This window comes from Vibrio algarum, assembly GCF_028204155.1.
Taxonomy (GTDB): Bacteria; Pseudomonadota; Gammaproteobacteria; order Enterobacterales; family Vibrionaceae; genus Vibrio; species Vibrio algarum.
The window spans coordinates 1499806-1521219 of the sequence record NZ_JAQLOI010000001.1 but is presented as its reverse complement, the minus strand read 5'-3'; the positions used below and the strand labels follow the sequence as shown (position 1 = coordinate 1521219).

Annotated in this window: 24 protein-coding genes and 1 other RNA gene; 14 read left to right on the top strand and 11 right to left on the bottom strand. The window is 41.1% G+C overall.

The window, feature by feature from the left end; genetic code table 11:
* Nucleotides 1–179 precede the first annotated feature (179 nt).
* The gene (locus tag PGX00_RS07390; RefSeq protein WP_272134118.1) at nucleotides 180–1205 is read left to right on the top strand and encodes a hypothetical protein; all 1026 of its coding nucleotides are present in this window, start codon (nucleotides 180–182) and stop codon (nucleotides 1203–1205) included.
* Between the two features lie 148 nt (nucleotides 1206–1353).
* Here PGX00_RS07390 and PGX00_RS07385 read toward each other — a convergent pair whose 3' ends face one another.
* The 3 genes from PGX00_RS07385 to PGX00_RS07375 all read right to left on the bottom strand — a co-directional run bounded on the left by PGX00_RS07385 (nucleotide 1354) and on the right by PGX00_RS07375 (nucleotide 2676).
* Nucleotides 1354–1551, bottom strand: a complete 198-nt coding sequence (locus tag PGX00_RS07385; RefSeq protein ID WP_272134115.1) for a CPXCG motif-containing cysteine-rich protein — start codon at nucleotides 1549–1551, stop codon at nucleotides 1354–1356.
* A 253-nt stretch (nucleotides 1552–1804) separates the two neighbouring features.
* The gene (locus PGX00_RS07380) at nucleotides 1805–2074 is read right to left on the bottom strand and encodes a hypothetical protein (protein WP_272134113.1); all 270 of its coding nucleotides are present in this window, start codon (nucleotides 2072–2074) and stop codon (nucleotides 1805–1807) included.
* On the bottom strand, nucleotides 2071–2676 hold the full coding sequence (locus PGX00_RS07375) for a dimethylarginine dimethylaminohydrolase family protein (RefSeq protein ID WP_272134110.1): 606 nt from the start codon (nucleotides 2674–2676) through the stop codon (nucleotides 2071–2073). The genes PGX00_RS07380 and PGX00_RS07375 overlap by 4 nt, the downstream gene beginning before the upstream one ends.
* Nucleotides 2677–2785: 109 nt before the next feature.
* Between PGX00_RS07375 and PGX00_RS07370 the strand changes: the two genes are divergently transcribed.
* The 7 genes from PGX00_RS07370 (at nucleotide 2786) to PGX00_RS07340 (ending at nucleotide 8033) form a co-directional block, all read left to right on the top strand.
* Nucleotides 2786–3577, top strand: a complete 792-nt coding sequence (locus PGX00_RS07370) for an ABC transporter ATP-binding protein (RefSeq protein ID WP_272134108.1) — start codon at nucleotides 2786–2788, stop codon at nucleotides 3575–3577.
* Nucleotides 3578–3619: 42 nt separating this feature from the next.
* The gene (locus tag PGX00_RS07365; protein ID WP_272134106.1) at nucleotides 3620–3868 is read left to right on the top strand and encodes a transporter substrate-binding domain-containing protein; all 249 of its coding nucleotides are present in this window, start codon (nucleotides 3620–3622) and stop codon (nucleotides 3866–3868) included.
* The gene (locus PGX00_RS07360) at nucleotides 3829–4401 is read left to right on the top strand and encodes a transporter substrate-binding domain-containing protein (RefSeq protein WP_322107869.1); all 573 of its coding nucleotides are present in this window, start codon (nucleotides 3829–3831) and stop codon (nucleotides 4399–4401) included. Before PGX00_RS07365 ends, PGX00_RS07360 begins: the two co-directional genes overlap by 40 nt.
* A 30-nt stretch (nucleotides 4402–4431) precedes the next feature.
* Nucleotides 4432–5154: an ABC transporter permease gene (locus tag PGX00_RS07355; protein ID WP_272134104.1), complete on the top strand. Its 723-nt coding sequence runs from the start codon at nucleotides 4432–4434 to the stop codon at nucleotides 5152–5154.
* Entirely contained in the window at nucleotides 5147–5914 is a 768-nt protein-coding gene (locus PGX00_RS07350; RefSeq protein ID WP_272134102.1) for an ABC transporter permease subunit, read from the top strand. The genes PGX00_RS07355 and PGX00_RS07350 overlap by 8 nt, the downstream gene beginning before the upstream one ends.
* A 108-nt stretch (nucleotides 5915–6022) precedes the next feature.
* Nucleotides 6023–6670, top strand: a complete 648-nt coding sequence (locus PGX00_RS07345; protein ID WP_272134100.1) for a TetR/AcrR family transcriptional regulator — start codon at nucleotides 6023–6025, stop codon at nucleotides 6668–6670.
* Between the two features lie 112 nt (nucleotides 6671–6782).
* Nucleotides 6783–8033, top strand: a complete 1251-nt coding sequence (locus PGX00_RS07340) for a DEAD/DEAH box helicase (protein ID WP_272134098.1) — start codon at nucleotides 6783–6785, stop codon at nucleotides 8031–8033.
* 154 nt (nucleotides 8034–8187) lie between these two features.
* On the opposite strand, the gene PGX00_RS07335 is transcribed toward PGX00_RS07340, so the two are convergent.
* Entirely contained in the window at nucleotides 8188–9645 is a 1458-nt protein-coding gene (locus PGX00_RS07335) for a catalase (RefSeq protein ID WP_272134096.1), read from the bottom strand.
* A gap of 326 nt (nucleotides 9646–9971) precedes the next feature.
* A complete protein-coding gene (locus tag PGX00_RS07330) occupies nucleotides 9972–11276 on the bottom strand; it encodes an Lcl C-terminal domain-containing protein (protein WP_272134094.1) in 1305 nt (434 codons plus the stop codon).
* Between the two features lie 112 nt (nucleotides 11277–11388).
* Between PGX00_RS07330 and PGX00_RS07325 the strand changes: the two genes are divergently transcribed.
* The 3 genes from PGX00_RS07325 (at nucleotide 11389) to PGX00_RS07315 (ending at nucleotide 14220) form a co-directional block, all read left to right on the top strand.
* The gene (locus PGX00_RS07325; protein WP_272134092.1) at nucleotides 11389–12633 is read left to right on the top strand and encodes a helix-turn-helix domain-containing protein; all 1245 of its coding nucleotides are present in this window, start codon (nucleotides 11389–11391) and stop codon (nucleotides 12631–12633) included.
* A gap of 106 nt (nucleotides 12634–12739) precedes the next feature.
* On the top strand, nucleotides 12740–13192 hold the full coding sequence (locus tag PGX00_RS07320) for an AraC family transcriptional regulator (RefSeq protein ID WP_272134090.1): 453 nt from the start codon (nucleotides 12740–12742) through the stop codon (nucleotides 13190–13192).
* Nucleotides 13193–13281: 89 nt separating this feature from the next.
* On the top strand, nucleotides 13282–14220 hold the full coding sequence (locus tag PGX00_RS07315; RefSeq protein WP_272134088.1) for an FG-GAP repeat domain-containing protein: 939 nt from the start codon (nucleotides 13282–13284) through the stop codon (nucleotides 14218–14220).
* A gap of 114 nt (nucleotides 14221–14334) precedes the next feature.
* Here PGX00_RS07315 and PGX00_RS07310 read toward each other — a convergent pair whose 3' ends face one another.
* The 4 genes from PGX00_RS07310 to PGX00_RS07300 form a co-directional block, all read right to left on the bottom strand.
* Entirely contained in the window at nucleotides 14335–16215 is a 1881-nt protein-coding gene (locus PGX00_RS07310; protein WP_272134086.1) for a methyl-accepting chemotaxis protein, read from the bottom strand.
* Nucleotides 16216–16383: 168 nt separating this feature from the next.
* The gene (locus tag PGX00_RS22765) at nucleotides 16384–16704 is read right to left on the bottom strand and encodes a DUF6538 domain-containing protein (RefSeq protein WP_322107861.1); all 321 of its coding nucleotides are present in this window, start codon (nucleotides 16702–16704) and stop codon (nucleotides 16384–16386) included.
* An RNA gene (gene ffs, locus PGX00_RS07305) (signal recognition particle sRNA small type) lies at nucleotides 16690–16786 on the bottom strand. The genes PGX00_RS22765 and ffs overlap by 15 nt, the downstream gene beginning before the upstream one ends.
* Nucleotides 16787–16939: 153 nt before the next feature.
* Nucleotides 16940–17533 (bottom strand): HAD family hydrolase, encoded by a 594-nt coding sequence (locus PGX00_RS07300; protein WP_272134083.1) that lies wholly within the window; start codon nucleotides 17531–17533, stop codon nucleotides 16940–16942.
* 39 nt (nucleotides 17534–17572) lie between these two features.
* On the opposite strand from PGX00_RS07300, the gene PGX00_RS07295 reads away from it, so the two are divergent.
* Nucleotides 17573–17875, top strand: a complete 303-nt coding sequence (locus tag PGX00_RS07295) for a DNA base-flipping protein (protein ID WP_272134081.1) — start codon at nucleotides 17573–17575, stop codon at nucleotides 17873–17875.
* A gap of 32 nt (nucleotides 17876–17907) precedes the next feature.
* Here the strand turns inward: PGX00_RS07295 and PGX00_RS07290 are convergent, their stop codons facing one another.
* The gene (locus PGX00_RS07290; RefSeq protein ID WP_272134079.1) at nucleotides 17908–18339 is read right to left on the bottom strand and encodes a YbaY family lipoprotein; all 432 of its coding nucleotides are present in this window, start codon (nucleotides 18337–18339) and stop codon (nucleotides 17908–17910) included.
* A 101-nt stretch (nucleotides 18340–18440) separates the two neighbouring features.
* Between PGX00_RS07290 and tesB the strand changes: the two genes are divergently transcribed.
* Nucleotides 18441–19301: an acyl-CoA thioesterase II gene (gene tesB / locus PGX00_RS07285; RefSeq protein ID WP_272134077.1), complete on the top strand. Its 861-nt coding sequence runs from the start codon at nucleotides 18441–18443 to the stop codon at nucleotides 19299–19301.
* A gap of 231 nt (nucleotides 19302–19532) precedes the next feature.
* A complete protein-coding gene (locus PGX00_RS07280) occupies nucleotides 19533–20837 on the top strand; it encodes an L-cysteine desulfidase family protein (protein WP_272134075.1) in 1305 nt (434 codons plus the stop codon).
* A gap of 56 nt (nucleotides 20838–20893) precedes the next feature.
* Here the strand turns inward: PGX00_RS07280 and PGX00_RS07275 are convergent, their stop codons facing one another.
* Entirely contained in the window at nucleotides 20894–21355 is a 462-nt protein-coding gene (locus PGX00_RS07275) for an Lrp/AsnC family transcriptional regulator (protein WP_272134073.1), read from the bottom strand.
* Nucleotides 21356–21414 lie beyond the last annotated feature (59 nt).

Here is a 21414-nt window from a genome sequence, read left to right as displayed (position 1 = left end):
ATACCACCTCTAGCCCAATCTAACATTAGACCCTATATCGACATTAGCACTTCCGCTTTAAAACTGTTTATTATCAGCTATTTCCTACATCTCATATCTCTTATATACATTACTCTCCTTTTCATCGCGCCCCTGCAACAAAACATGAATTTAAATTTGAATTTTGAGAGCAATTTTATATGAGTAAACAAAAATTCTTGCCACACCTAAGCTCTATCGTTGCTGTGTTGATTTTTACTGGATGCAACTCTGATTCTCACACTACTATCGGTAGTGAAACAGACCTACCCTCCACAGGTATTGTCGTTGATTCTTCACTCTATGAGATTGTTATTACACCGAACTCCCTTACCTATATTCCTATGATAGATCTCCCAAACCAAACCAACTATCAAGCTATTGGGAAGTATTCTGACGGGACAGAAGTTGATATAACGACTGAGGTAAATTGGTCAATGGTTTCTTCTGATATTGCTGATATTGAGTCGGGTCATATATTAGCCAAAAGTGAAGGTTCTGCTCGAGTTGTTGTCAATTTAGATGGTATTTCCAGCGATGAGGCCGGCCTAATTATCACTTCATCAGCCGTATGCGGCCATAATATGAACTTGCCACTAGGCGATGCCTCAATCACACCCGAGAGCGGCATTAATGATGTGAATACCAACGCCGCTAGCCGTTGCATAAAAATCGCTTCAGCAACCATAAAAGGAAAAACATTATTGTTCACCTCTTCACCTAGCCTTGAAGTATTACAAAGTCTCGAATATAAGCAAACTACGGGGATAGATAGCAGCAATAACGGGCGAACTTACGCGGGAACGGTACAAGATGGCGCATATGGTGAAGCATTCGGGCTATTTGACCAAAGGAGCATAACTGGTGGCCACGGTAATGATGGGCAATATGACCGCTGGTGTACAGATTTAGGCCAAATGAACTTCGCCGGAAAAAACGATTGGAGAACGGCTACCATTGCTGAAATGGGCAGTAACGATGCCTCTCGGAATCCCACGTTAGAAGGGTTGTTTCAAGACAAAAGCGATATGGCAACATTAGGTTGGCCGACTGACAAGCTATATTGGACAAACACAGAAAGTGGCACTGATTCCTATTATGACACGCTACTGCTATCAGACGGTGCGACTTTTTCAGGCGGCCCTAATTATGCTAGTTACGTTTCATGTGTTTCTGAGCAGTTCTAGTTTGTAGTCAGTTCCAGAAGAAATTTATGCCGTTTTATACTAAAGCAGTGCTGCCCCTATAATTACCACAAATCTTAATCGACATCTTGTTGCGAATAGACTTCGAGAAAGCAAGCAACAAGGTAACATTGACAATTAACATCTAGAATTAAAACGCCTCATCTTCACTGTAGACATTGACAATTTGAGCCCCATCTCCGTCTTCCGTGACTAAAAAAACAATTGGTTTACAGCAAACTTGGCAATCCTCAATATACTGCTGATTCAGATCGGTGAAATCAATAAGTACCTCAATCGTTTCACCACAATATGGACACGCTACCGATTCCTCAACGAGTTCATTCATTTTTGAAAATATCCTATTTAGCGCTTTACTCTGCACTTTCTGTGCACAGCCATCTTAATATTGTTTAGACCTCCTACCATCAGTGACGACCACGGTAGCGATTTACCACCCTCTAAGCATAGGCGTTTATTAAGCTAAAGTATCAGCCTAAAAGCGTTATCCATTCACTGTGTAGTAAATGATTTGCTGTTTAGGGTGATACCTTTCGTTTGAGCACTTCAAAAAAAGGCACAATACCCTGCAATGCGGAATATTACCCTCGAAGAATAGGATTTGTTAAGCATGTTGGACCACCTTCACACGCCATACATAGAGCATCACCTTTAAACACTTGGACAGATACTCCACTCTCTTCCATAACCTTTTTCGTTTTCGGAAAGCCATCGATCATAATGCAGTTATTTGGTGAGGTTGGAAGCACATTTAAGTTAAGGCCAAATGAGGCTTCAAATTCATCAGCTGGCGCAACGATCAACTCGATACCAGACTCTTTTAAAAGTGTCCATAACGTTGCAGGAATCAATGGTGGATGAACGAGGTACTTTTTTCAGTCAGTGGCGATATTACTGACATAAGATGCAGACACGCTTCTTCTCCAGTCCAGTAAGGCATATCAAAACTGATTACCGTTATATCATGTAGATTGAGGAGTGCATTAAGCTGTCTAACACCTTCTTGATTTGAGCGGAAACCTAAGCCAACAATCAGTGTATTTTCGTTTAACCAAATGGTGTCACCACCTTCAATCATCGCCTCTCCAGTCAGCTCACCTAAAATCGGGATACCTGCTTGCTCGTAAGCGGCTTTATGAACTTGAGGTTCAGCCGAGCGTAGAGCTTTACCCATTTTCAGTGGAACAGCGCCCGCTTTTGTAATCAGGGATGCATCACGGGTAAACATGGCATCAGACAAGCCATCACCTTCATCTTCAATCCATACAATCTCAGCACCCGTTTGTGTAATTAGCGTCGCAAACTCATCGTATTCCCTGATCGCTTTTTCAGCATCAAAAAAGTGGTTGTAATGCCAAAGCGTAGGATCCGCCTCTAACAAACTTATTCCAGGACGACGCATCAGAACACGTGTCATTTCTTCAGCCATTAGCTGACAACCATAATTAGCCATTTATCTTTCCTTAACATGACGATTAATAAAAACAGATTGACATTTAGTCTATACGGATGCATAAAGTTATACAAGCGTATAGTTTTATGCAATATTACAGGTGATATGGATGTCAATTAGTGGATACAGGCGAAAAGGTCCTGTTATTGAAGTAAAGGATCTACATAAATCGTTTAATCAAATCGAAGTACTAAAAGGCATTGATTTACATGCAAATAAAGGAGAGGTCATTGCCCTTATTGGAGGGAGTGGCTCTGGAAAATCCACCACTTTACGTTGTCTAAATCTACTGGAAACACCCCAGTCAGTAGGGTCAATGAGATTACTTGGAGAAGACGTGCTATTCAAACCGTCCAAAGGAGAATCTCTAGACGTGTTGGATAAAAAACAACTTCGTTGGATAAGAACGAAGTTAGCCATGGTTTTCCAAAACTTTAACCTCTGGCCTCATATGACGCTGGAACAAAATATTATGGAAGCGCCTGTTCATGTGCTTGGACAATCTAAGATTCAAGCAAGAGATAAAGCGCATGATTTACTAGATAGAGTTGGCCTATTAGAAAAACGAAACAGTTACCCTTCATTTCTTTCAGGCGGGCAACAACAACGCGCCGCGATTGCTCGAGCACTGGCTGTTGACCCCGAAGTCTTACTGTTTGACGAGCCGACATCCGCATTAGATCCAGAATTGGTGGGAGAAGTATTGTCAGTAATGACAGGGCTTGCCGACGAAGGTCGAACAATGATCATCGTCACCCATGAAATGCAGTTTGCCGCCGAAGTTGCCGACCGAATTATATTTCTCGACCAAGGGAAAATTGAAGAGCAAGGTACACCGGACCAAATCTTCAAATCTCCTCAATCACCCCGTTTACAACAATTTATTAAGAATATTTATTAACACACCACCCTAAAACCACAACATTTCAAGGAAAGAAATAGTATGAGTTTAAAAAAAGTAATGATCTTATCGTGCGTATCTCTTGGGTTACTCGTCTCTCAAGCTAACGCGTCATCAATTAAAGTCGGTATTGCAACAGAGGCCTACCCACCGTTCTCTGTGCCAAATGCAGAAGGGAATTACACCGGTTGGGAAATCGATATTGCAAACGCAATTTGTGAGCAAGCAAAGCTAGATTGTGAGATTGTGAGATTGTCGCCACATCTTGGGACGGTATTATCCCTTCTCTAGTTGCTGAAAAGATTGACGTTGTTGCCGCTTCACTATCAATAACTGAAGAGAGAAGTAAGATTATTGATTTCTCAGACAAGTATTATCAAACAGGCGCAAGTTTAGCAGTTGCCGCAGGAAGTAGCATTATATCAACGCCAAAGAGTTTAGCTGGGCATAAAATTGGTGTGCAATCAGGATCGGTACATCAATCTTATGCGTTAAAGCACTTCAAAGCATCTTCCATTAAAGAATATCAAACACAAGATGAAGCCAATCAAGATCTATTCTCCGGCAGGATCGATGCCACGTTAGCCGATGCTTTGGTACTGGAAGATTTCTTGAAATCAAGTGAAGGAGCATTGTGCTGTTCTTCGGCAGGTCTTGTTGCACATGATGAAGCCTTACTCGGTAAGGGTATCGGTTTTGGACTTAGAAAAGGTAATGATGACCTAAAATCGACGCTAAATACCGCTATTGACGCGATTAGAACAAATGGCACATACGATAGTATCACCAAAAAATACTTCGAATTTAATATCTATGGTGAATAGGCTGCAAGTCTATTTTGTTTGGAGATGTAGATGGTAAATTATAAGAGTATGAGTTGGTACGAACTACTCGCAATCCCCCTCCCGGATGGGGGGTATTTATTAGATGGGCTATTTGTCTCGTTACAGGTTGCAAGCCTTGGCTACGTATTAGGGTTAATTATTGGCATGTTTGCCGCCAACGCCAAACGACGTGGTAGTTTATTTGTGGCGGATTTGGTGACTATTTACACTACCTTGATACGTTCTGTTCCAGAACTTGTACTCATTCTTTTAGTCTATTTTGCGCTACCAGAACTCATCAACCAATTACTCTCCTTTTTTGGGGCAGAAAGGATAGAAATTGACAAGTTTGCAGCAGGTGTTCTAGTCATAACCATCGTACAAGGCGCATATGCAACCGAAGTAATTAGAGGTGCTATGAACGCGATTCCGAAAGGGCATATAGAAGCGGCGGAAAGCTTTGGTATGCACCCTTTTGTTACCTTTTATAGAATCACCATTCCAGAAATGCTGCCTAATGCACTGCCGGGCTTATCCAATTTATGGTTGATAGCAACCAAAGACACAGCGTTGTTAGCCGTAGTCGGATTTACCGAATTAACACTGGCTGCTCGTCAAGCTGCAGGAGCAACTAAAAGCTATTTTTTATTTCTGTTTGCTGCAGGGTTGTTATATCTCATCGTTACGCTTGTCTCTAATATTGTATTTGGTTATTTGGAAAAGCGACTTAATAGAGGAGTAAAACATGCGTAACATATTAATTCCTCACCGAATCATTCTTATTTTAATGGGTTTGATGCTCGTTCTAGCAGCAACCTTTGGCATGAACTGGCAATGGTTGAATCACTATAGCGCAGATATATTAAGTGGGTTGTGGAAAACCATTTTCCTATTGGTTAGCACGATTATTTTTGGTTTTATCTTTGCCGTACTACTTGGTCTAGCTCAAGTATCCGGTCCTAAGCCCCTCGCCTGGTTTGCCCGAGGATTTTGTACCGTTATTCGTGGAACACCTTTACTGCTTCAACTATGGCTTTTGTATTATGGCTTAGGATCTATATTTCCTTATATCCCAGGAGTAAGACAAAGCTGGATATGGCCATATTTAACCGAGGTATGGCCATACGCTTTTATCGTGTTAACGATTTCTTTTGCTGGCTATGAAGGCGAAGTGATGAGGGGCGCACTTAAAGAAGTACCAAAGGGGGAACTGGAAGCAGCTTATGCCATGGGAATGCACCCATGGATGGTATTTCGACGAATCTGGCTACCACGCGCGATTCAAAGAGTTCTACCAACGTTAAACGGAGAGGTCATTTTACAACTTAAAGCGACGCCGTTAGTAGCGACCATTTCGTTTGTCGATATCTATGCTGTTTTTTCTCGGATAAGACAAGAGACATTCATTATCTACGAGCCGCTTATTTTGTTAGCTTTGCTGTATCTACTGATTGCCGGAGTCATCACTGTAGGTTTTTGGTATTTAGATCGTCGTTACCCTAGTTATTCATAATGGTTTTTATTCTTTACTTGCTAAAGATATAGAAAATATAAATAATTAAGCGCACCTAGTATGAGCATTGTTTATACTAGACCGCGACATATTAAATGAGTTAATCCAATGACTGATAATCGCCGAATACCAAGAAAAGAGATGTCTATTAACCGTAAAAGCGAGCTAGTAGATGCGACCCTTAGGGTAATAGCCTCCGATGGCGTAAAGGCGGCGACAGTGCGTTCAATCGCAGAAGAAGCGAATGTGACGCAAGGATTGATTCGCTACCATTTTAGTAGCAAAGATGAACTTATCATCGCAGCCTATGAAAAACATATGACCAACCTAATTGACGTGGCCGCACGGGGATCGGATGGTCATTACTCCTCGGCGAAAAAACGCTTAGCCATGTTTGTTCAAGCTTCGGTTAAGCCCCCTATTATTGACGCGCAAGTTATCGCAATATGGGCGGGGTTTTTCCAGCTTTTATTCCACAACCAACCTATGCGGGAAAGCCACAAAAAAACCTACCATTTACTACGCAACCACATACAACAATTAATATCAGATGTGTTTGTCGAAGAGTCTAGAGAGACAACAGAGAAAGAACTGCGTCAGCTGAGTATCGCTTGTAACGCAGTACTAGATGGTTTGTGGATAGAGGGTGGTATAATTCCGGATGAATTCTTGGCCGATGAGTTAGTCGAAACGGCCATTCGAGGCTTCAGCGCACTAACTGGCGTTGAGCTAAAACGGTATTTGACCGCGGATTAAGCCAAGAATGTAGAACCTTTTCTCTAAACCTCGCTTCATCATTACACTACTTAACCGTGCATAAATAGGCTAAAATAGCAGGCTATTACTTTAGCTTTGAGCCTTTATATTAATGACCACTGTTACAACACCAGCCAAATTTACTGAACTTGGCCTTATCCCACCCCTGTTAGCTCGAATAACGGAACTGGGCTATCAGCAGCCAACGCCCATTCAAGCCCAAGTCATTCCAAGTGTATTAGCGGGGCGTGATTTAATTGCAGGCGCAAATACGGGTTCAGGTAAAACGGCTTCGTTTGCTCTGCCAATGTTGCAACACATACATGCTGAAAAACCGATGAGCAGTAAAGGCGGTAAAGGTAACTATGCTACTGGGTTGATTTTGGTACCAACTCGCGAACTTGCCAAACAGGTCGCTGATAATATCAAATCTTACGCTGTACATTTTAACGGTGCGATAAAAACAGTGGCTGTTTTTGGTGGTGTCTCAGCAAACACTCAAATGCTGGCATTGCGTGGCGGCACAGATATATTGGTGGCAACGCCAGGTCGATTACTTGATTTGATTTCAAGCAACGCGATAAAGCTCGATAGAGTAAAAACGGTAGTGTTGGATGAAGCAGATCGCATGTTAAGCCTCGGATTCACTGAAGAGCTATCTGAGTTATTGGCTTTACTACCAAACAAAAAGCAAACATTATTATTTTCCGCTACCTTTCCTGAACAAGTTGAAGCATTAACCCAAGATTTACTGACCGACCCTTTAGAGTTACAGCTGCAAAGTGCGGACGCCAGTACACTGGTTCAGCGTGTTTTTACTGTAAATAAAGGGGAAAAAACGGCCGTTCTTGCCCATTTGATCCATCAACATCAATGGAGACAAGCGCTTATTTTCGTCAATGCTAAAAACAGCTGTAATCATTTGGCTGATAAACTCTCTAAGCGTGGTATTACAGCAGAAGTGTTTCATGGCGACAAAGGTCAAGGCGCTCGTAGCCGTGTACTTGAGGCATTTAAAGCGGGCGAAATAGACGTGTTAATTGCCACTGATATTGCAGCGCGTGGTCTAGACATTGAAAAGCTACCCGTTGTGATCAACTTTGACTTACCAAGAAGCCCTTTAGACTACATGCACCGCATTGGTCGAAGTGGCCGCGCCGGTGAAGTTGGTTTGGCATTATCACTGATCGATTACGATGATTTTCATCATTTCAAAATCATTGAAAAGAAGAACAAGATCCGTCTTGAGCGTGAGCAAGTCGCTGGTTTTGAATTTGATGATACTGTTTCAGAAGAATTATTAGCCGCAATTAAGCCGACAGCAAAACCTGAAGGCAGCGGCAAGAAAAAGTGGAATAGATAATAGAATCGTTTCTGCAAGAATCTGAATTTTTGCTACCTATCAATAGCGATAACCAACACTAATACACTTAGTATTCACGTTAAAAAAGGGCGAATGATTAGATTCATTCGCCCTTTTTACATTTAGCTCAATAGATCTCCATTAAAAATTTTAGCTACTGAATATCCTTCATATCGATGCCTAAAGCTGCCGCAACCCCCTCACCGTAGGCAGGGTCGGCCTTGTAGCAGTTAGAAATATGGCGATGTTGGATTTCAATAGATGCCCCACCAACACTTCGTGCCGTGTTTTCAAACAGAACGTTCTGTTGCTCTGGTGTCATCAAATTGAACAGATCTCTCGGTTGAGTAAAGTAATCACTGTCATTTTCACGGAAATCCCAGCTATAAGCATCGCCATTTAATTGCAACGCAGGCTCTTTAGTTTCTGGTTGTTCTTGCCATAGACCTAGACTATTTGGCTCATATGCTTTGGTGCTTCCATAGTTACCGTCTACGCGCATAGCGCCATCTCGATGGTAAGAATTAACAGGACAGCGAGCCTGGTTTACTGGGATGTGTGAATGATTCACACCCAAACGATAACGTTGTGTATCCCCATATGAGAATAAGCGCCCTTGCAACATCTTATCGGGAGAGAATCCAATTCCAGGTACTATACTAGCCGGGTTAAATGCCGCTTGCTCTACCTCAGCAAAATAGTTATCTGGATTGCGATTCAGCTCCATAACACCAACATCAATCAGTGGGTAATCTTCGTGTGGCCAAACTTTACTTAGATCAAACGGATGGAACCGATAATCCGCCGCGTCTTTTTCAGGCATGATTTGAACTTTTAAATCCCAGCGAGGAAAATCACCATTTTCAATGGTTTCGTACAGATCTTGCTGGTGGCTTTCACGATTCTTACCAACCAGTTCTTCTGCTTCTTGATCGGTAAGGTTCTCTATCCCTTGCTGCGTTTCTAAATGGAACTTAACCCAAAATCGCTCGTTATCAGCGTTGATAAAGCTAAACGTGTGGCTACCAAACCCATGCATATGGCGATAAGTACGGGGAATACCACGTTCACTCATCAAAATCGTTATTTGGTGTAGCGCTTCAGGCAGCAATGTCCAGAAATCCCAATTCGCATTTGCGCAACGCATGTTCGTGCGAGGGTCTCGTTTAACCGCGTGATTAAGATCTGGAAATTTCAAAGGATCGCGAAGGAAGAAGACGGGCGTATTATTGCCGACAAGATCCCAGTTACCTTCCTCGGTGTAAAATTTGATAGCAAACCCACGAATATCACGTTCAGCATCTGCAGCACCACGCTCACCGGCAACGGTAGAAAATCGGACAAAAAGGTCGGTTTTCTTGCCTATTTCAGAGAATATGTTGGCTTTTGTATACTTAGATATATCGTGCGTAACGGTGAAAGTACCATAAGCACCAGAACCTTTGGCATGCATACGTCTTTCTGGGATAACTTCTCTATCGAAGTGGGCGAGTTTTTCAAGAAACCATGCGTCCTGTAAAAGCATTGGCCCACGAGGACCAGCGGTTTGAACATTTTGATTGTCAGCTACAGGGCAACCATTGGACGTGGTTAGTTTAGTTTGCTTTGTCATGTGCCATTCCTTTTTGAGGCTATTTTTTACATGTCTGCTTAATCACTAACATAACCACTTGGTATATTGATGCAGTACGCGTTTGACCATCCCATTGCGTACAACTCAAATCCATAAATTGGGATGACGTCCCCTACCATATCTGTGGCTAAGTCAGTTAAGCCTAGATATAGTCAGACTAAATGGAATTAAAATCGTCCAAATGGCGCAGTTCGCACTAATGGTGTCTATGAAATTTGCTTTGGATCAAACATTTGGGTTAACTTCGGCCTTTTAGATAAACTCCGCCTATTTTGAATTAGGCAGAGTTTATACCAAGCTTCCCGTTATTTAACTGAGCGGACTAATAAAGTGTAGTTCTTCGTCATGACCAAATCGGTAGCGTTCTCTGAAGCCATGTCATAGTCGGATGGAGACCCAGATTTAGGATCACTTCTTTGGGCTCCTGCGCCATGCCAGTCAAAGTACTCCGTTGCAGAAGATGTCTTCTTACTGAACGCCTTACTAAAAGAAATATATGTTGCAGTATACTTGAAGTCACCTTGGGTCGTGCTACTCCAAACCCAGCTAGGGTTGTCAATCGTATTGTCTCCAGACAGTGTAAAGAATTGAGTCTCGATCGCAGGCCATGAGCCGACATCCCCACCGTATTTCACGATGCTCTGTAGCTCTTTAATGTTTGGCATACGCCAATCAGAATAACCCGCTATTTCAGCATTTTCAGCATATGCTAAACTGTCTTGCCAATTCCTTCTCACACCATCGTCTGCGCTTTGCCACATAAGGTTAGTACTTTTGTCTGTTACTGTACCGTCGCCATTTGCAACGAAATCATTGACACCATATACATTTTCTTCGCCACGTACACACCTTACAAAGTTACCCGGTGCATGTATGCTTTCATCTTTTGTCCCAAATGAATAACCTGTTTCATATCCTTTGATATGGCCATCCGCAAAGTTAAATCCAAAAGCAGCTTCTACATTTTCGGTGTTATGTACAGGCCCTAAGGTGTATTTTGTAATTGACCAGTATTGACCAATATAAGCCATTCTTTGGTCATACTGAAAATCAAAGTAAGCAGTATCGATATAAGGCGTATTTGCACTTTCATCACGCGGATTAACAATCTCACCTCTGAAATCAGCTAATGAATAAAGCTCTTTAATCGTAGGAAGTCGCCAGTTATTATAATTTGCTACCGTTAAGTCTTCACAATAGCTAATAGCATCATCATACGAGTAATGTTTGTAATCAGGCGTTTTTTGCCAAACCATACCAGTATTATTATCAGTCACCGTTTTATTACCATTGTCGGTAAACGAAGGTTGGACACCATTATATTGTGCATCTTGACCGTATAATTCTTCTCCTGAAGATGGGCATGTAATTTCAATACCATCGTTACCAAAGCATGAGTCCTGTTTAGTATCAACGACGATAAAACTCACCTTTGGCGTCTCAGAGCTTGCGGTGTTTTCAGAACTTTCTGGGCTATTCTGCGACATACTATCGCTACATCCAGATAGAGCCACCAAAACAACAGGTAAAGCAAGTTGTACAAGTTTTCGATTGGCATTAAATTTTGGACTTAATCCGATTTCACAAGCTTCAAGTTTATTGGCGCTCATTTTCGTGAACCTCTTAGGTTGTTTGGATAGGTATAGCCGTATAATCTATGAATAAATATAATATAAATCGTCCAATTGGCGCTATTTAGACTTTTTACTTAAGGTTTGGAGCGTGAAAATTGAAATGGAGCTCGGTATTTTGTCATTAGCACAAGGTTTTACATGGGAAGTAAGTATAGTAGGGATATCTCTTACCACTTTTATTTTGACGAACATCCTAACAAAACCCTATAAACATCGAACGGATTGGCTATTGTGTCTCTGGCTTTTCTTGCTGAATGTACCGCTTCTACATTCAGCATTAAACCACCTAAATTTAGCGACTCCAACACTGTTCCACTATACCAACCCAACTCTAAATTTACTGAATGGACCCATTCTATATCTATATGTTCGATTGTTAATAAGCAGGGAAAAATCGACGATTAAACGCTCCGATCTTTTGCATTTCATTCCATTTGGATTGTTCTATGTCCTATTCTTAACCATGTCTCACCCTGATCAGATGATTCCTCAACCAGATAAATTGAATTCAAGTGTTGGCCCAGTGGCAGGGCAAGGAATCCCGTCACTTTTAGACCCACTATTGGTTCACTTTGGACTCATTAATGTGCTTTTCTTTTTTGGGTATTCGATAGTGACTATCTACATATTGAACAAGCACCAGAAAAATATCACTGGAATATTCTCTCAAAAAGATAATCAGATAACTTTAAAATGGATATACGCGCTACCGAGTACAGTAGCCATGCTTGTCATACTTAATGTGGCATTTGAAAGCTTTCTAAAGTCAGACATAGTCATTGAGCCAATAACGCTACACATGCTCTCTTTTCTCACTTTTATCGTTCTACTCTGTTTTTTTGGCATAAAACAGAAGCCAGTATTTCAAACAAAATGCCTTGATTCAGACAAAAAGGAGAACGTTACTGAAGACATCAGTATTGCTTCAAATAGTACTAATGAAAACAATAAGCCAACGAGCAACAATAATCTCAGTAATGAGTTCATCAAGCAGATAATAGAAGAGATGCAATTTTATATGCAGAGTGAGAAGCCTTATACTGATCCTGATTTTTCAGTTTATATGTTGTCTAACGCATTAAACATTCCGAGGCGATCTCTATCTTTGGTTCTTAATACTGGTCTTTCTAAAAACTTCTACCAATATGTGAACGAATTTCGCATTGAAGAAGTAAAAGTTCAACTTGAACATCAGGACAATAAATCTACCATTATTGATATCGCTTTTCAGGCTGGGTTCAAATCCAAATCAAGCTTTAACAGCTTGTTTAAGCAATACTGTCACGTTACACCTTCACAGTATCGAAAGATGATAAAACAACAAACGAGCTAGCGTACCTTAAATGTACAACTGCATTAAAAATATGTGTAAACGATAAAGCCTAAAAACTAACCTATACTTTTAACCTCGACCACCGATAAATATAGGAAGTGATAATATGGAAACTCAACATTTTGAACCATCTGCAATCGCTTACAAGCGAGTAACTGGCCCCTATGGTGAAAATTATGAAATACCTTGTGAGCAGTTGTATCAATGGTCCGAGGAAAAGGGAGTAGCGGATAGCCAATGGATTTTTGTCTACAGAGATGACCCTCAAGTAACACCCCCGCAAGATTGCAGAACCGATATATGTTTGTTAGTTCCAGATGACACTGAATTTACCGATGCAGTCAGTAAAGCGTATTTTGATGGAGGACGGTATGCATTTATTCGGAAAGTAATTAATGATAAATCTGAGTATCCATTAATGTGGCAACAATTACTCAAAGAAGCTGGAGAGCAGTTCGAGTGGGATGATGATCGAACTTGTGTCTGTTTTGAGCTTTATCATAGCTACGATATGGAAACACACATAGCAGATGTAAGTTTTTGTATTGCGGTTAAATAAGTAGGGTGCCAGATAGTTGTTTATCTGTTTATCTGTTTATCTGTTTATCTGTTTATAATCCTAGTTGATTTTTCAGAAGGAAAGCACGGATGCGACTTCTAAAACAATTCTCTTACTTTCGAAATATCAATATGAGTGACCATTGCAGATATTGGCTCCTTTACGGACTAATGCTACTGTGCATGTTTTTTGTTTCTAACACCGCCCAAGCGACTGCCCTTCAGAAGTCTATTACTTCGCCAGATCATCCTTTAGTCGTTGAAAGCGAAATAATAAAATTTTTAACTGACAACTTCGTTCAACTTCCAGAGAAGCTGATTACCATTAATAACAATGCTACCGTTTATGCTCAATACGCTCAGCCAACTACGAGATATAGACACGGTATATTAGGCGATTCTATAGAGGCCGAACAACTAGTGGTTGTTCGGGATAGAATCGCCTATACACATACTGTGAGTGATAAGTATGTGTTTGAGGACATCAAGCCTCGTTTATTTGATGTCGACAACGATGGAGAACTAGAAATTATTACTGTTAGAACTCACGTGACAAAAGGCGCAGGCATTATGATTTATAAAATAATAGATAATGTGCTGGCTGAATTCGCATGGGTTGAGGAGATTGGACTAGCAAACCGTTGGCTTAACATTGTGGCAAGCTATGATTTAGATAGTGATGGAACGGTAGAATTAGCCTGGATCCAGACCCCTCATATAGGCGGGGTACTAAAAGTGGCGAACATTAAAGCTGGCAAGCTGGAAGTGCTTTCTGAATTATCAGGCTATAGCAATCACTCTATTGGCGAGAGAAACCTCTGTTTATCTATGGTAACTAAGACGAAAAATACCATCGTATTCTATGTACCAACACAAGACCGTCGCCAGATTGCAGGTTTTTCGTTCTCTGATAACACAATCCAGAAGATAGAAAACATCAATCAACCAACGAATTTTTCATACCCTCTCGCATCTCAATATGATTTCACCGATGTTGTTCTAGAGGGCGGTTTTTGTACAGGATTATAAATATTATTAGGATTTCATAATACTTATTAACGCACGACTTACCTGCCCCTCAAATCTTAAACAAAAGGATTGAAAGTTCTCTCCGATCGCTACATCTAAATCAATTTCCCCTATTTATACCTTAAAGAAGTCCAGTTCGCTCTTCTGTGTCTCTGCCAGTTTAGCTAACTCAGCCGATGCTTGGAGAGTTTCATCAATCCCTGAAACATTTTGTTGTACCAGATCAAATGCCAAGGTAGTGTTTCTCGAAATATCTTCCGTCACATTGAACTGCTCCTGAGCGGCTGTGGCCACCAATGTGTTTATCTCGGAGATGGTTTCTACTGATGTGGATATATCTTCAAATGACGCTTTTACGTTGTCAGCAAGTTGAACTGATTGCTCAATTAAATCAACGTTTTGCACCATGTTATTTTGCGCACGCTCTGACTGTTTTTGCAGCTTTTCTATTATATCTTGAATACTGACTGTTGATTCCTGTGTTTTAGATGCAAGGCTTCTAACTTCATCCGCAACCACGGCAAATCCACGCCCGTGCTCACCTGCGCGTGCTGCTTCAATGGCTGCATTTAAAGCGAGTAAGTTAGTTTGTTCTGAAATAGAGTTAATAACCTCTGTCACCGAACCAATTTCAATAGCAAACTGTCTCAACTCATCGACAATACCAGCGGTCTCATTGACTGAAGAGTCAATTGAACCCGTCAAGGTGATGTTTTTCTCTAAAGTTTGCTTGCCAGTTTCAACATTATCTCTTGCTTTTTTAGCTTCTTCTTCTGCCGCTACCGCTTGTTGGCTAACCTCTTGAGATGTCGATGAAAGCTCATTGATGGCAGTCGAAACCTGCTCCATCTGAGAAAGCTCTTCCTGCGCGTTTGACTTCGTATCGTTCATTATTACATTAAGCTCTTCTGAAGCCGACGATACATTCTCCGAGATACCATGAGTATTTTTTATCAGCCCTGAAAGTTGAGTAGACAGTTTAATCAGTGATAGGTAAATCCCCGTTTCTTTTCCTGTCTGGTTAATGCGCTGAGTAAAGTCACCTCCAGCCATTTTCTCCATCAAGCCAGCAATCTCATTTGGCGCACCACCAACAGGTTTTAATACCAGCCTATCGACAGTAATTAATAATATTATCATTGAAATCAACAAACTACCCACACCTACAATTGCAGAGGTAACAAGCTGACCATCAGCTCCCTTCTCGATTTCAGAGTCTTTGATGAAACTAACAAATTTCCAACCAGTAATATTTAGGTTCGTCCAAAATGCCGTGAACGCTACATCATCACCACTCACTTCGGCGCTGTAGTGCAATTCTGGGTTACTAACACTGAAGTCTTTATATAGCGGACGCTCTTGGTAAATATTTTTGCCCCGCAGTTCTGCATATGGCGCAACTAAAATTGTTCCATCCTCAGAATACAAAAAGATATCTTTACGGTCTGCTACCGACTCTAGTAATGAATCCAGATACACCGAGGTAATAACCGCGACGTCGCTATTTATTTTGTATGCCATTACAACAATTTCTTTATTTGTAACGGCAGAGACAAAAGGTGCAGAAAAGAAGAATGTCTTACCTTCGCTAAAAATAGCCTTATAATAGGAGCGGCCTAAATCTCTAACATTAAAGTCGAGCTTTTCTCCTTTTACATTATAAATACCGCCGTCAACATCAATGATGTAAGAACCTTCTATAAACTGAGATTGTGTCCTATAAAGCATCTCTAGTTGAGTAATTGCTTTGTCAGAAAGTCCGTTGGCAGTTATATCGCCTTTGCTGGCTTTAACACCTGAAAGTACACTTTTATACCCATTTACTTTTTGCGATAAATTGGCTTCAATAGATGCGTTCTTCTCTATTAATACTTGTTTGTTTAGCGCAACGCTTTCCCCTCTAAAAGAGAAAAAGTTTATAGTTATCAGCATGACAACTATAATCGCAATGATTGCACCAATCGTTCCTGAGATTTTCACTTTAAATTCGTTCATAGACACCACTCACACAACTAGCTTTTAATATAATTAACTTTTACCCAATTCAACTAACTAACAAGGTTAGCGCTTAAAATTTGAGACATAGTAAACCTTCTGTTCACTATATCGGCCAGTTAGTGGATTTATTTACCCAAAAATAGGCGATATTTATCTAAATTTCCTTCAATAAATCATGGCATGGACATACCGTAAGCGGATCGAACTACTTTGGGGGATATAGAAAAGGTTGTGGTTGTCTTGAACCTCCACAGCGGATAATCTCTTCCAATGTACTTCCAGAAATTTAGGCGCTTCTAATCTAGTAGTATTGAGTGAACGAGTGGATAGCGATTTCTTTATTTCACGCCCATTTGGGAAAAAAGAACGAAATCGAGCGGGAATTTGATAGCGAAAGTACCAAATACCTGGAAAGAACGTTGGATTAGATAGCAAAACGCCGCTAATAAAAGCGGCGTTTTTAAAGGGTGGAAGCCCCAGCCACATCCCGGCACACAAGTCGCTCGCCCTGGCTGCTTCCTTCCGGACCTGACCAATTAAACAAGGTATTGTTGCGGGAGGACCAGAGCCTCCATAGATTTTGTTTCGATAGTACAGTGACTAGCGAGTGCGGAGGATTATCGGCTATCTATAAATGCATTGCAAGTTATCTGTATCTGAATTCTCGCCTTTGTTGATTAAGTGGTCATTTATTGCACTCTTACACACTTGCGTTACTAAGTTACAATACACCTTTGTCTTTAAGCGTTTGAATCACCTGCTCTTCACCACAAACTTGTACGCTGTTTATTCCCAAAGACAATGCTGCTTCGATGTTCTGTTGGTTATCATCTAAAAAAAGTACCTTTTCTGGCATGACTTTTAGAACCTCAAGCACATGCTCAAAAGCTGCCAGCTCTGGTTTTGCTTTATGCATATGATGGGAGACAAAAATCGTATCAAAATATTCTGCAATGCCAAATTCTTCAATTAACCTAGGAAAGTGCAACTCGTTGGTATTACTCAACACGGCCAAATGATATTGACTCCGCAACGTATTAAGCACTTCAGGCAAATTAGGAAAAACACCTGTAGGCCACGCTGTAAAAGCATCAATAATCTCTGCTGTGCTCTGTTTTAAGCCTAGTTGATCTTTAAACTGTGTCGCAAATTCCAAAGCAGAAATATCTCCTTTCTCAAAGTTTTGACCGGTTTCAGAACTAAAGCATGCCTCTATCGACATAGAATTTTCAGTGTTAACCCAGCATTTAGGTATTGGTGAGTCACCTAATTCAACGACAACTCTTCCTAAATCAAATAGAATAACTTCAAACATAGGGCACCTTTTCACCGTATAAGATAAAACTGTATCAGTATGGATCAATTTTTAGCACAAATCTTTGTTGTTATTCACCAAATCCCATTGGGGAAGGTTTCAACCTATGGTGAAATTGCAAAAATGGCTGGTTACCCTGGTTACGCACGGCATGTTGGAAAGGCGCTATCAAACTTACCCGAAGGTTCAAAGCTTCCGTGGTATAGGGTAATCAACAGTGCAGGAAAGATATCACTAAAAGGTGACAGTTTTGCGAGGCAAAAAAAACATCTCGAAAAAGAGGGTGTTGAGGTGAACGAAACGGGAAGAATAAGCCTTAAAAAATACAAGTGGCAGCTCTAAGCTACCACATCTACCGTTTATATTTATCGCACTCAACGTACCGCAATTAAATTGAGGTTCACCTGTTTGGTTTTAGCCGCATCAGTAATCACTTGATTCGCCGTATCCGTAGTGAATCGTAAACTACCATTTACGCGTATCGTCGCCCTAACACTGTATCTGTGTTTTGCTTCGATCTGGTTCGCGTCATAGCTTAATTCAAAATCAAACGGTACCTGTGTACCATCGGTCGTAAATGTTTGCTCTGCCATTTTTTTAGCGGCTACGTCCATTAAAGAAACGTCTTCTAATGTGACTGTTACAACCGCATTGGGAGGGAGTGCGACTCTCTCTCGATAGCTAATGTTCCCTTTAATAGAATCCATCATCACTTCTTTTTGATCTGGTACTTTTTCGGTTGTCCCACAACCTACAAGCCCAAAACCTATTACTGACGATAGTGCAAAAATCAGTGCCTTTTTCATAAAGCCTCTCTATAGTTACTTAGTTGCTAGTAAGTATAAGAATAACTTAAAATAAATTCCTGTTAATCGCAAAGTATTAACAAAACATTGACGGAGATGATATGAGCAAACCTCTTAACGAGCTATTAGAGCTTTTAAAGTTAGAACAATTAGAACAAGAACTCTTTAGAGGTCAAAGTGAAAACCTAGGACTACCACAAGTCTATGGAGGGCAGGTAATTGGTCAAGCTCTGTCCGCTGCTAGATATACTGTACCCAATGATCGTAAAGTGCACTCATTTCATAGCTATTTTCTATTACCAGGTAATCCTGAAAAGCCCATAATCTATGATGTTGAAAACTTACGGGATGGCAAAAGCTTAAGCACAAGGCGTGTAAAAGCCATTCAAAATGGCCGCCCTATTTTCTATTTAACTGCTTCTTATCATGGTGAAGCTGAAGGGTTTGAGCATCAAAACAACATGCCCGATATTCCCGGCCCAGAAAATTTTGCTTCAGAGTCTGAGTTAGCGAATCAGATTGCTGATTTTCTACCCGAAAAAATCAAACAGATATTCTGTGGTGAAAAACCCATAGAAGTGCGTCCAGTGACAGTGATCAATCCACTAAAACCGGTTAAAGCCGAGCCTAAACAGTATTTATGGATAAAAACCAACGGCAGCGTGCCCGATGACCAACTTATTCATCAGTACCTTCTAGCCTACGCTTCAGACTGGGGATTTCTTGTAACCGCCATGCACCCGCATAAAACCACATTAATGACGCCTAACTTTCAAGTGGCGACCATTGATCATTCAATGTGGTTTCACCGACCATTTAAGATGGATGAGTGGTTGCTTTACTCTATTGAAAGTCCAACTGCTAGCAACGCTCGTGGGCTTGTTCGTGGCGAAATATACAACCAGCAAGGTCACTTAGTCGCATCCGCTGTACAAGAAGGCGTGATGAGATTTACAAAATAACCTTAGCTAAATGACTCGTTATTTATTGAGTACTAGCATTCGCTTATAGAGAAGCGAATGCTTTCCCCTAAAGACAGCCAAAACCTCCGCCTATCATTCTACAAAAACCGATATACGGGGAAAAATATTCTCTTAACGCCTGCAATTAAAAGCAACAAAGCAAAATAATTCCCCAAGAAAAAGCCTATTCTTACTCTATAAAAGCAAAAGCAGAATGAGTGAGAGCAGAAAATGAAAAAGCACCTTTGGAATCAATTTATAGAAACCATTCAAAAAGAAGTGGTCCCTGCTTTAGGTTGTACTGAACCTGTTGCCATTGCGCTTGCTGCCTCTATCGCAATGGAGAAACTATCAGGTCAACCTCAACAAATCTCAGCGTTTGTTTCTCCTAACCTCATGAAAAATGGCATGGGTGTTGGTGTACCGGGAACAGGTATGGTTGGCTTACCTATTGCTGCCGCTGTTGGCGCTATTGCAGGCGACCCAAATGCGGGACTTGAAGTCCTTAAAAATATCACTTCAGATGATGTCGACAAAGCCAAGCTTCTCATAGAAAGGAATTGTGTACACGTGGGTGTTGCCGATGTAACGAATATTCTTTATTCAAAAGTCACTGTATTCGATGGCGAAAAATCCGTCACCGTTACCATTGCAGACGGACACACTAACGTGGTTTCTATCGAAGAAAACGGTATTGCTATCTATGTTCCTGCTTTAGATATTGACCAAAACCCCTCAAAACAAAGCGCGAGTAATAACCCCTTCCAAGATGCCAATGCTGAAGACATCGTCGAATTTGCTCTTAACGCGCCACTAAAAGATATAGAGTTCATCGAAGCCGCAGGACAACTCAATGATAAGCTTTCTGTTGAAGGTCTCACTAACGATTATGGGCTACAGATAGGCGCAACCTTTCAGCGTAATGTCGATAGAGGCTTATTGTCTGGTGGATTATTAACCGAAGTACTCACTCGCACCTCCGCTGCAGCAGACGCAAGAATGGATGGCGCTATGTTAGCCGCGATGAGTAACTCGGGTTCAGGTAACCAAGGGATAGCCGTAACAATGCCTGTATTGGTAACTGCTCAGTTTGTTAACGCGAGTAGAGAAAAAACAATAAGGGCATTAATGCTGGCAAGCCTCATGGCCATCTATATTAAAAGCCGTCAAGATAAGCTTTCTGCACTATGCTCAACAACCACTGCAGGGATGGGTTCTGTTTCTGGAATGACATGGTTATTGGGCGGTGATTTCAAACAAATTTGCTATGCGATATCAAACATGATCGGTGATATATCTGGAATGATTTGTGATGGGGCAAAACCGGGTTGTGCCATGAAGGTTTCCTCTTCCGCTGGTGCAGCGGTTAAAGCCGCACTAATGGCCATTGATGGCGTGCGTGTATCTGGTTATGAGGGTATTGTCGCCAACGATGTTGATGACACAATACGTAACCTATCTACTCTTGTGAATGGCTCGATGAAACAAACTGATGTAGAAATTCTGGGTATTATGGTCAATAAACAACTCGCCTAATCTACCTCAATAAGTGGGTGTTCTGATTTAACGGGTTTTCAGTACGCTCACTATTTTTACGACAGCGGTAACGCAGTTGTGTACTTTAAAGGCTCCATGGCAAAAGTAGAGGTCACATTAGAAATACCCTCAACGCTGTTGACCATTTTTTTATAAAAGAGGTCAAAACACTTCATATCTTCGACCTGAACCTTCATCATGTAGTCGTACTCTCCAGCCATACGATAAAACTCCATTACTTCCGGAAAAGGTGTCACCGTTTCAACAAAATGGCTGTACCACTCATGGGAGTGGTTACTAGTCTTAATCAGCACAAATGCGGTAAACATAAGACCCAGTTTTTCAGGGTTTAACAGCGCGACTCGTTTGCTAATAATCCCGTTCTCTTCCAGTCGTTTTAACCTTTTCCAACAAGGTGTCGTCGTCAAGTTCACCGCTTCAGCCAACTCATTTAACGATACCGTGCTATCCACTTGTAAAATCGACAGTAGCTTCTTATCTGTTTTGTCTAATTTCATGAAAGCCTCTATTTGTGGAAAATATTTTCATATTGAGCTCCTAATTGGGAATTAATATA

Coding starts and splice junctions, on each gene's coding strand:
- PGX00_RS07335 (WP_272134096.1), bottom strand. CDS start 9,645: ATGACAAAGCAAACTAAACTAACCACGTCCAATGGTTGCCCTGTAGCT.
- PGX00_RS07320 (WP_272134090.1), top strand. CDS start 12,740: ATGGAAACTCAACATTTTGAACCATCTGCAATCGCTTACAAGCGAGTA.
- PGX00_RS07275 (WP_272134073.1), bottom strand. CDS start 21,355: ATGAAATTAGACAAAACAGATAAGAAGCTACTGTCGATTTTACAAGTG.
- PGX00_RS07385 (WP_272134115.1), bottom strand. CDS start 1,551: ATGAATGAACTCGTTGAGGAATCGGTAGCGTGTCCATATTGTGGTGAA.
- PGX00_RS22765 (WP_322107861.1), bottom strand. CDS start 16,704: ATGTGGCTGGGGCTTCCACCCTTTAAAAACGCCGCTTTTATTAGCGGC.
- PGX00_RS07375 (WP_272134110.1), bottom strand. CDS start 2,676: ATGGCTAATTATGGTTGTCAGCTAATGGCTGAAGAAATGACACGTGTT.
- PGX00_RS07310 (WP_272134086.1), bottom strand. CDS start 16,215: ATGAACGAATTTAAAGTGAAAATCTCAGGAACGATTGGTGCAATCATT.
- PGX00_RS07300 (WP_272134083.1), bottom strand. CDS start 17,533: ATGTTTGAAGTTATTCTATTTGATTTAGGAAGAGTTGTCGTTGAATTA.
- PGX00_RS07390 (WP_272134118.1), top strand. CDS start 180: ATGAGTAAACAAAAATTCTTGCCACACCTAAGCTCTATCGTTGCTGTG.
- PGX00_RS07345 (WP_272134100.1), top strand. CDS start 6,023: ATGACTGATAATCGCCGAATACCAAGAAAAGAGATGTCTATTAACCGT.
- PGX00_RS07370 (WP_272134108.1), top strand. CDS start 2,786: ATGTCAATTAGTGGATACAGGCGAAAAGGTCCTGTTATTGAAGTAAAG.
- PGX00_RS07350 (WP_272134102.1), top strand. CDS start 5,147: ATGCGTAACATATTAATTCCTCACCGAATCATTCTTATTTTAATGGGT.
- PGX00_RS07365 (WP_272134106.1), top strand. CDS start 3,620: ATGAGTTTAAAAAAAGTAATGATCTTATCGTGCGTATCTCTTGGGTTA.
- PGX00_RS07340 (WP_272134098.1), top strand. CDS start 6,783: ATGACCACTGTTACAACACCAGCCAAATTTACTGAACTTGGCCTTATC.
- PGX00_RS07355 (WP_272134104.1), top strand. CDS start 4,432: ATGGTAAATTATAAGAGTATGAGTTGGTACGAACTACTCGCAATCCCC.
- tesB (WP_272134077.1), top strand. CDS start 18,441: ATGAGCAAACCTCTTAACGAGCTATTAGAGCTTTTAAAGTTAGAACAA.
- PGX00_RS07295 (WP_272134081.1), top strand. CDS start 17,573: ATGGATCAATTTTTAGCACAAATCTTTGTTGTTATTCACCAAATCCCA.
- PGX00_RS07315 (WP_272134088.1), top strand. CDS start 13,282: ATGCGACTTCTAAAACAATTCTCTTACTTTCGAAATATCAATATGAGT.
- PGX00_RS07290 (WP_272134079.1), bottom strand. CDS start 18,339: ATGAAAAAGGCACTGATTTTTGCACTATCGTCAGTAATAGGTTTTGGG.
- PGX00_RS07330 (WP_272134094.1), bottom strand. CDS start 11,276: ATGAGCGCCAATAAACTTGAAGCTTGTGAAATCGGATTAAGTCCAAAA.
- PGX00_RS07280 (WP_272134075.1), top strand. CDS start 19,533: ATGAAAAAGCACCTTTGGAATCAATTTATAGAAACCATTCAAAAAGAA.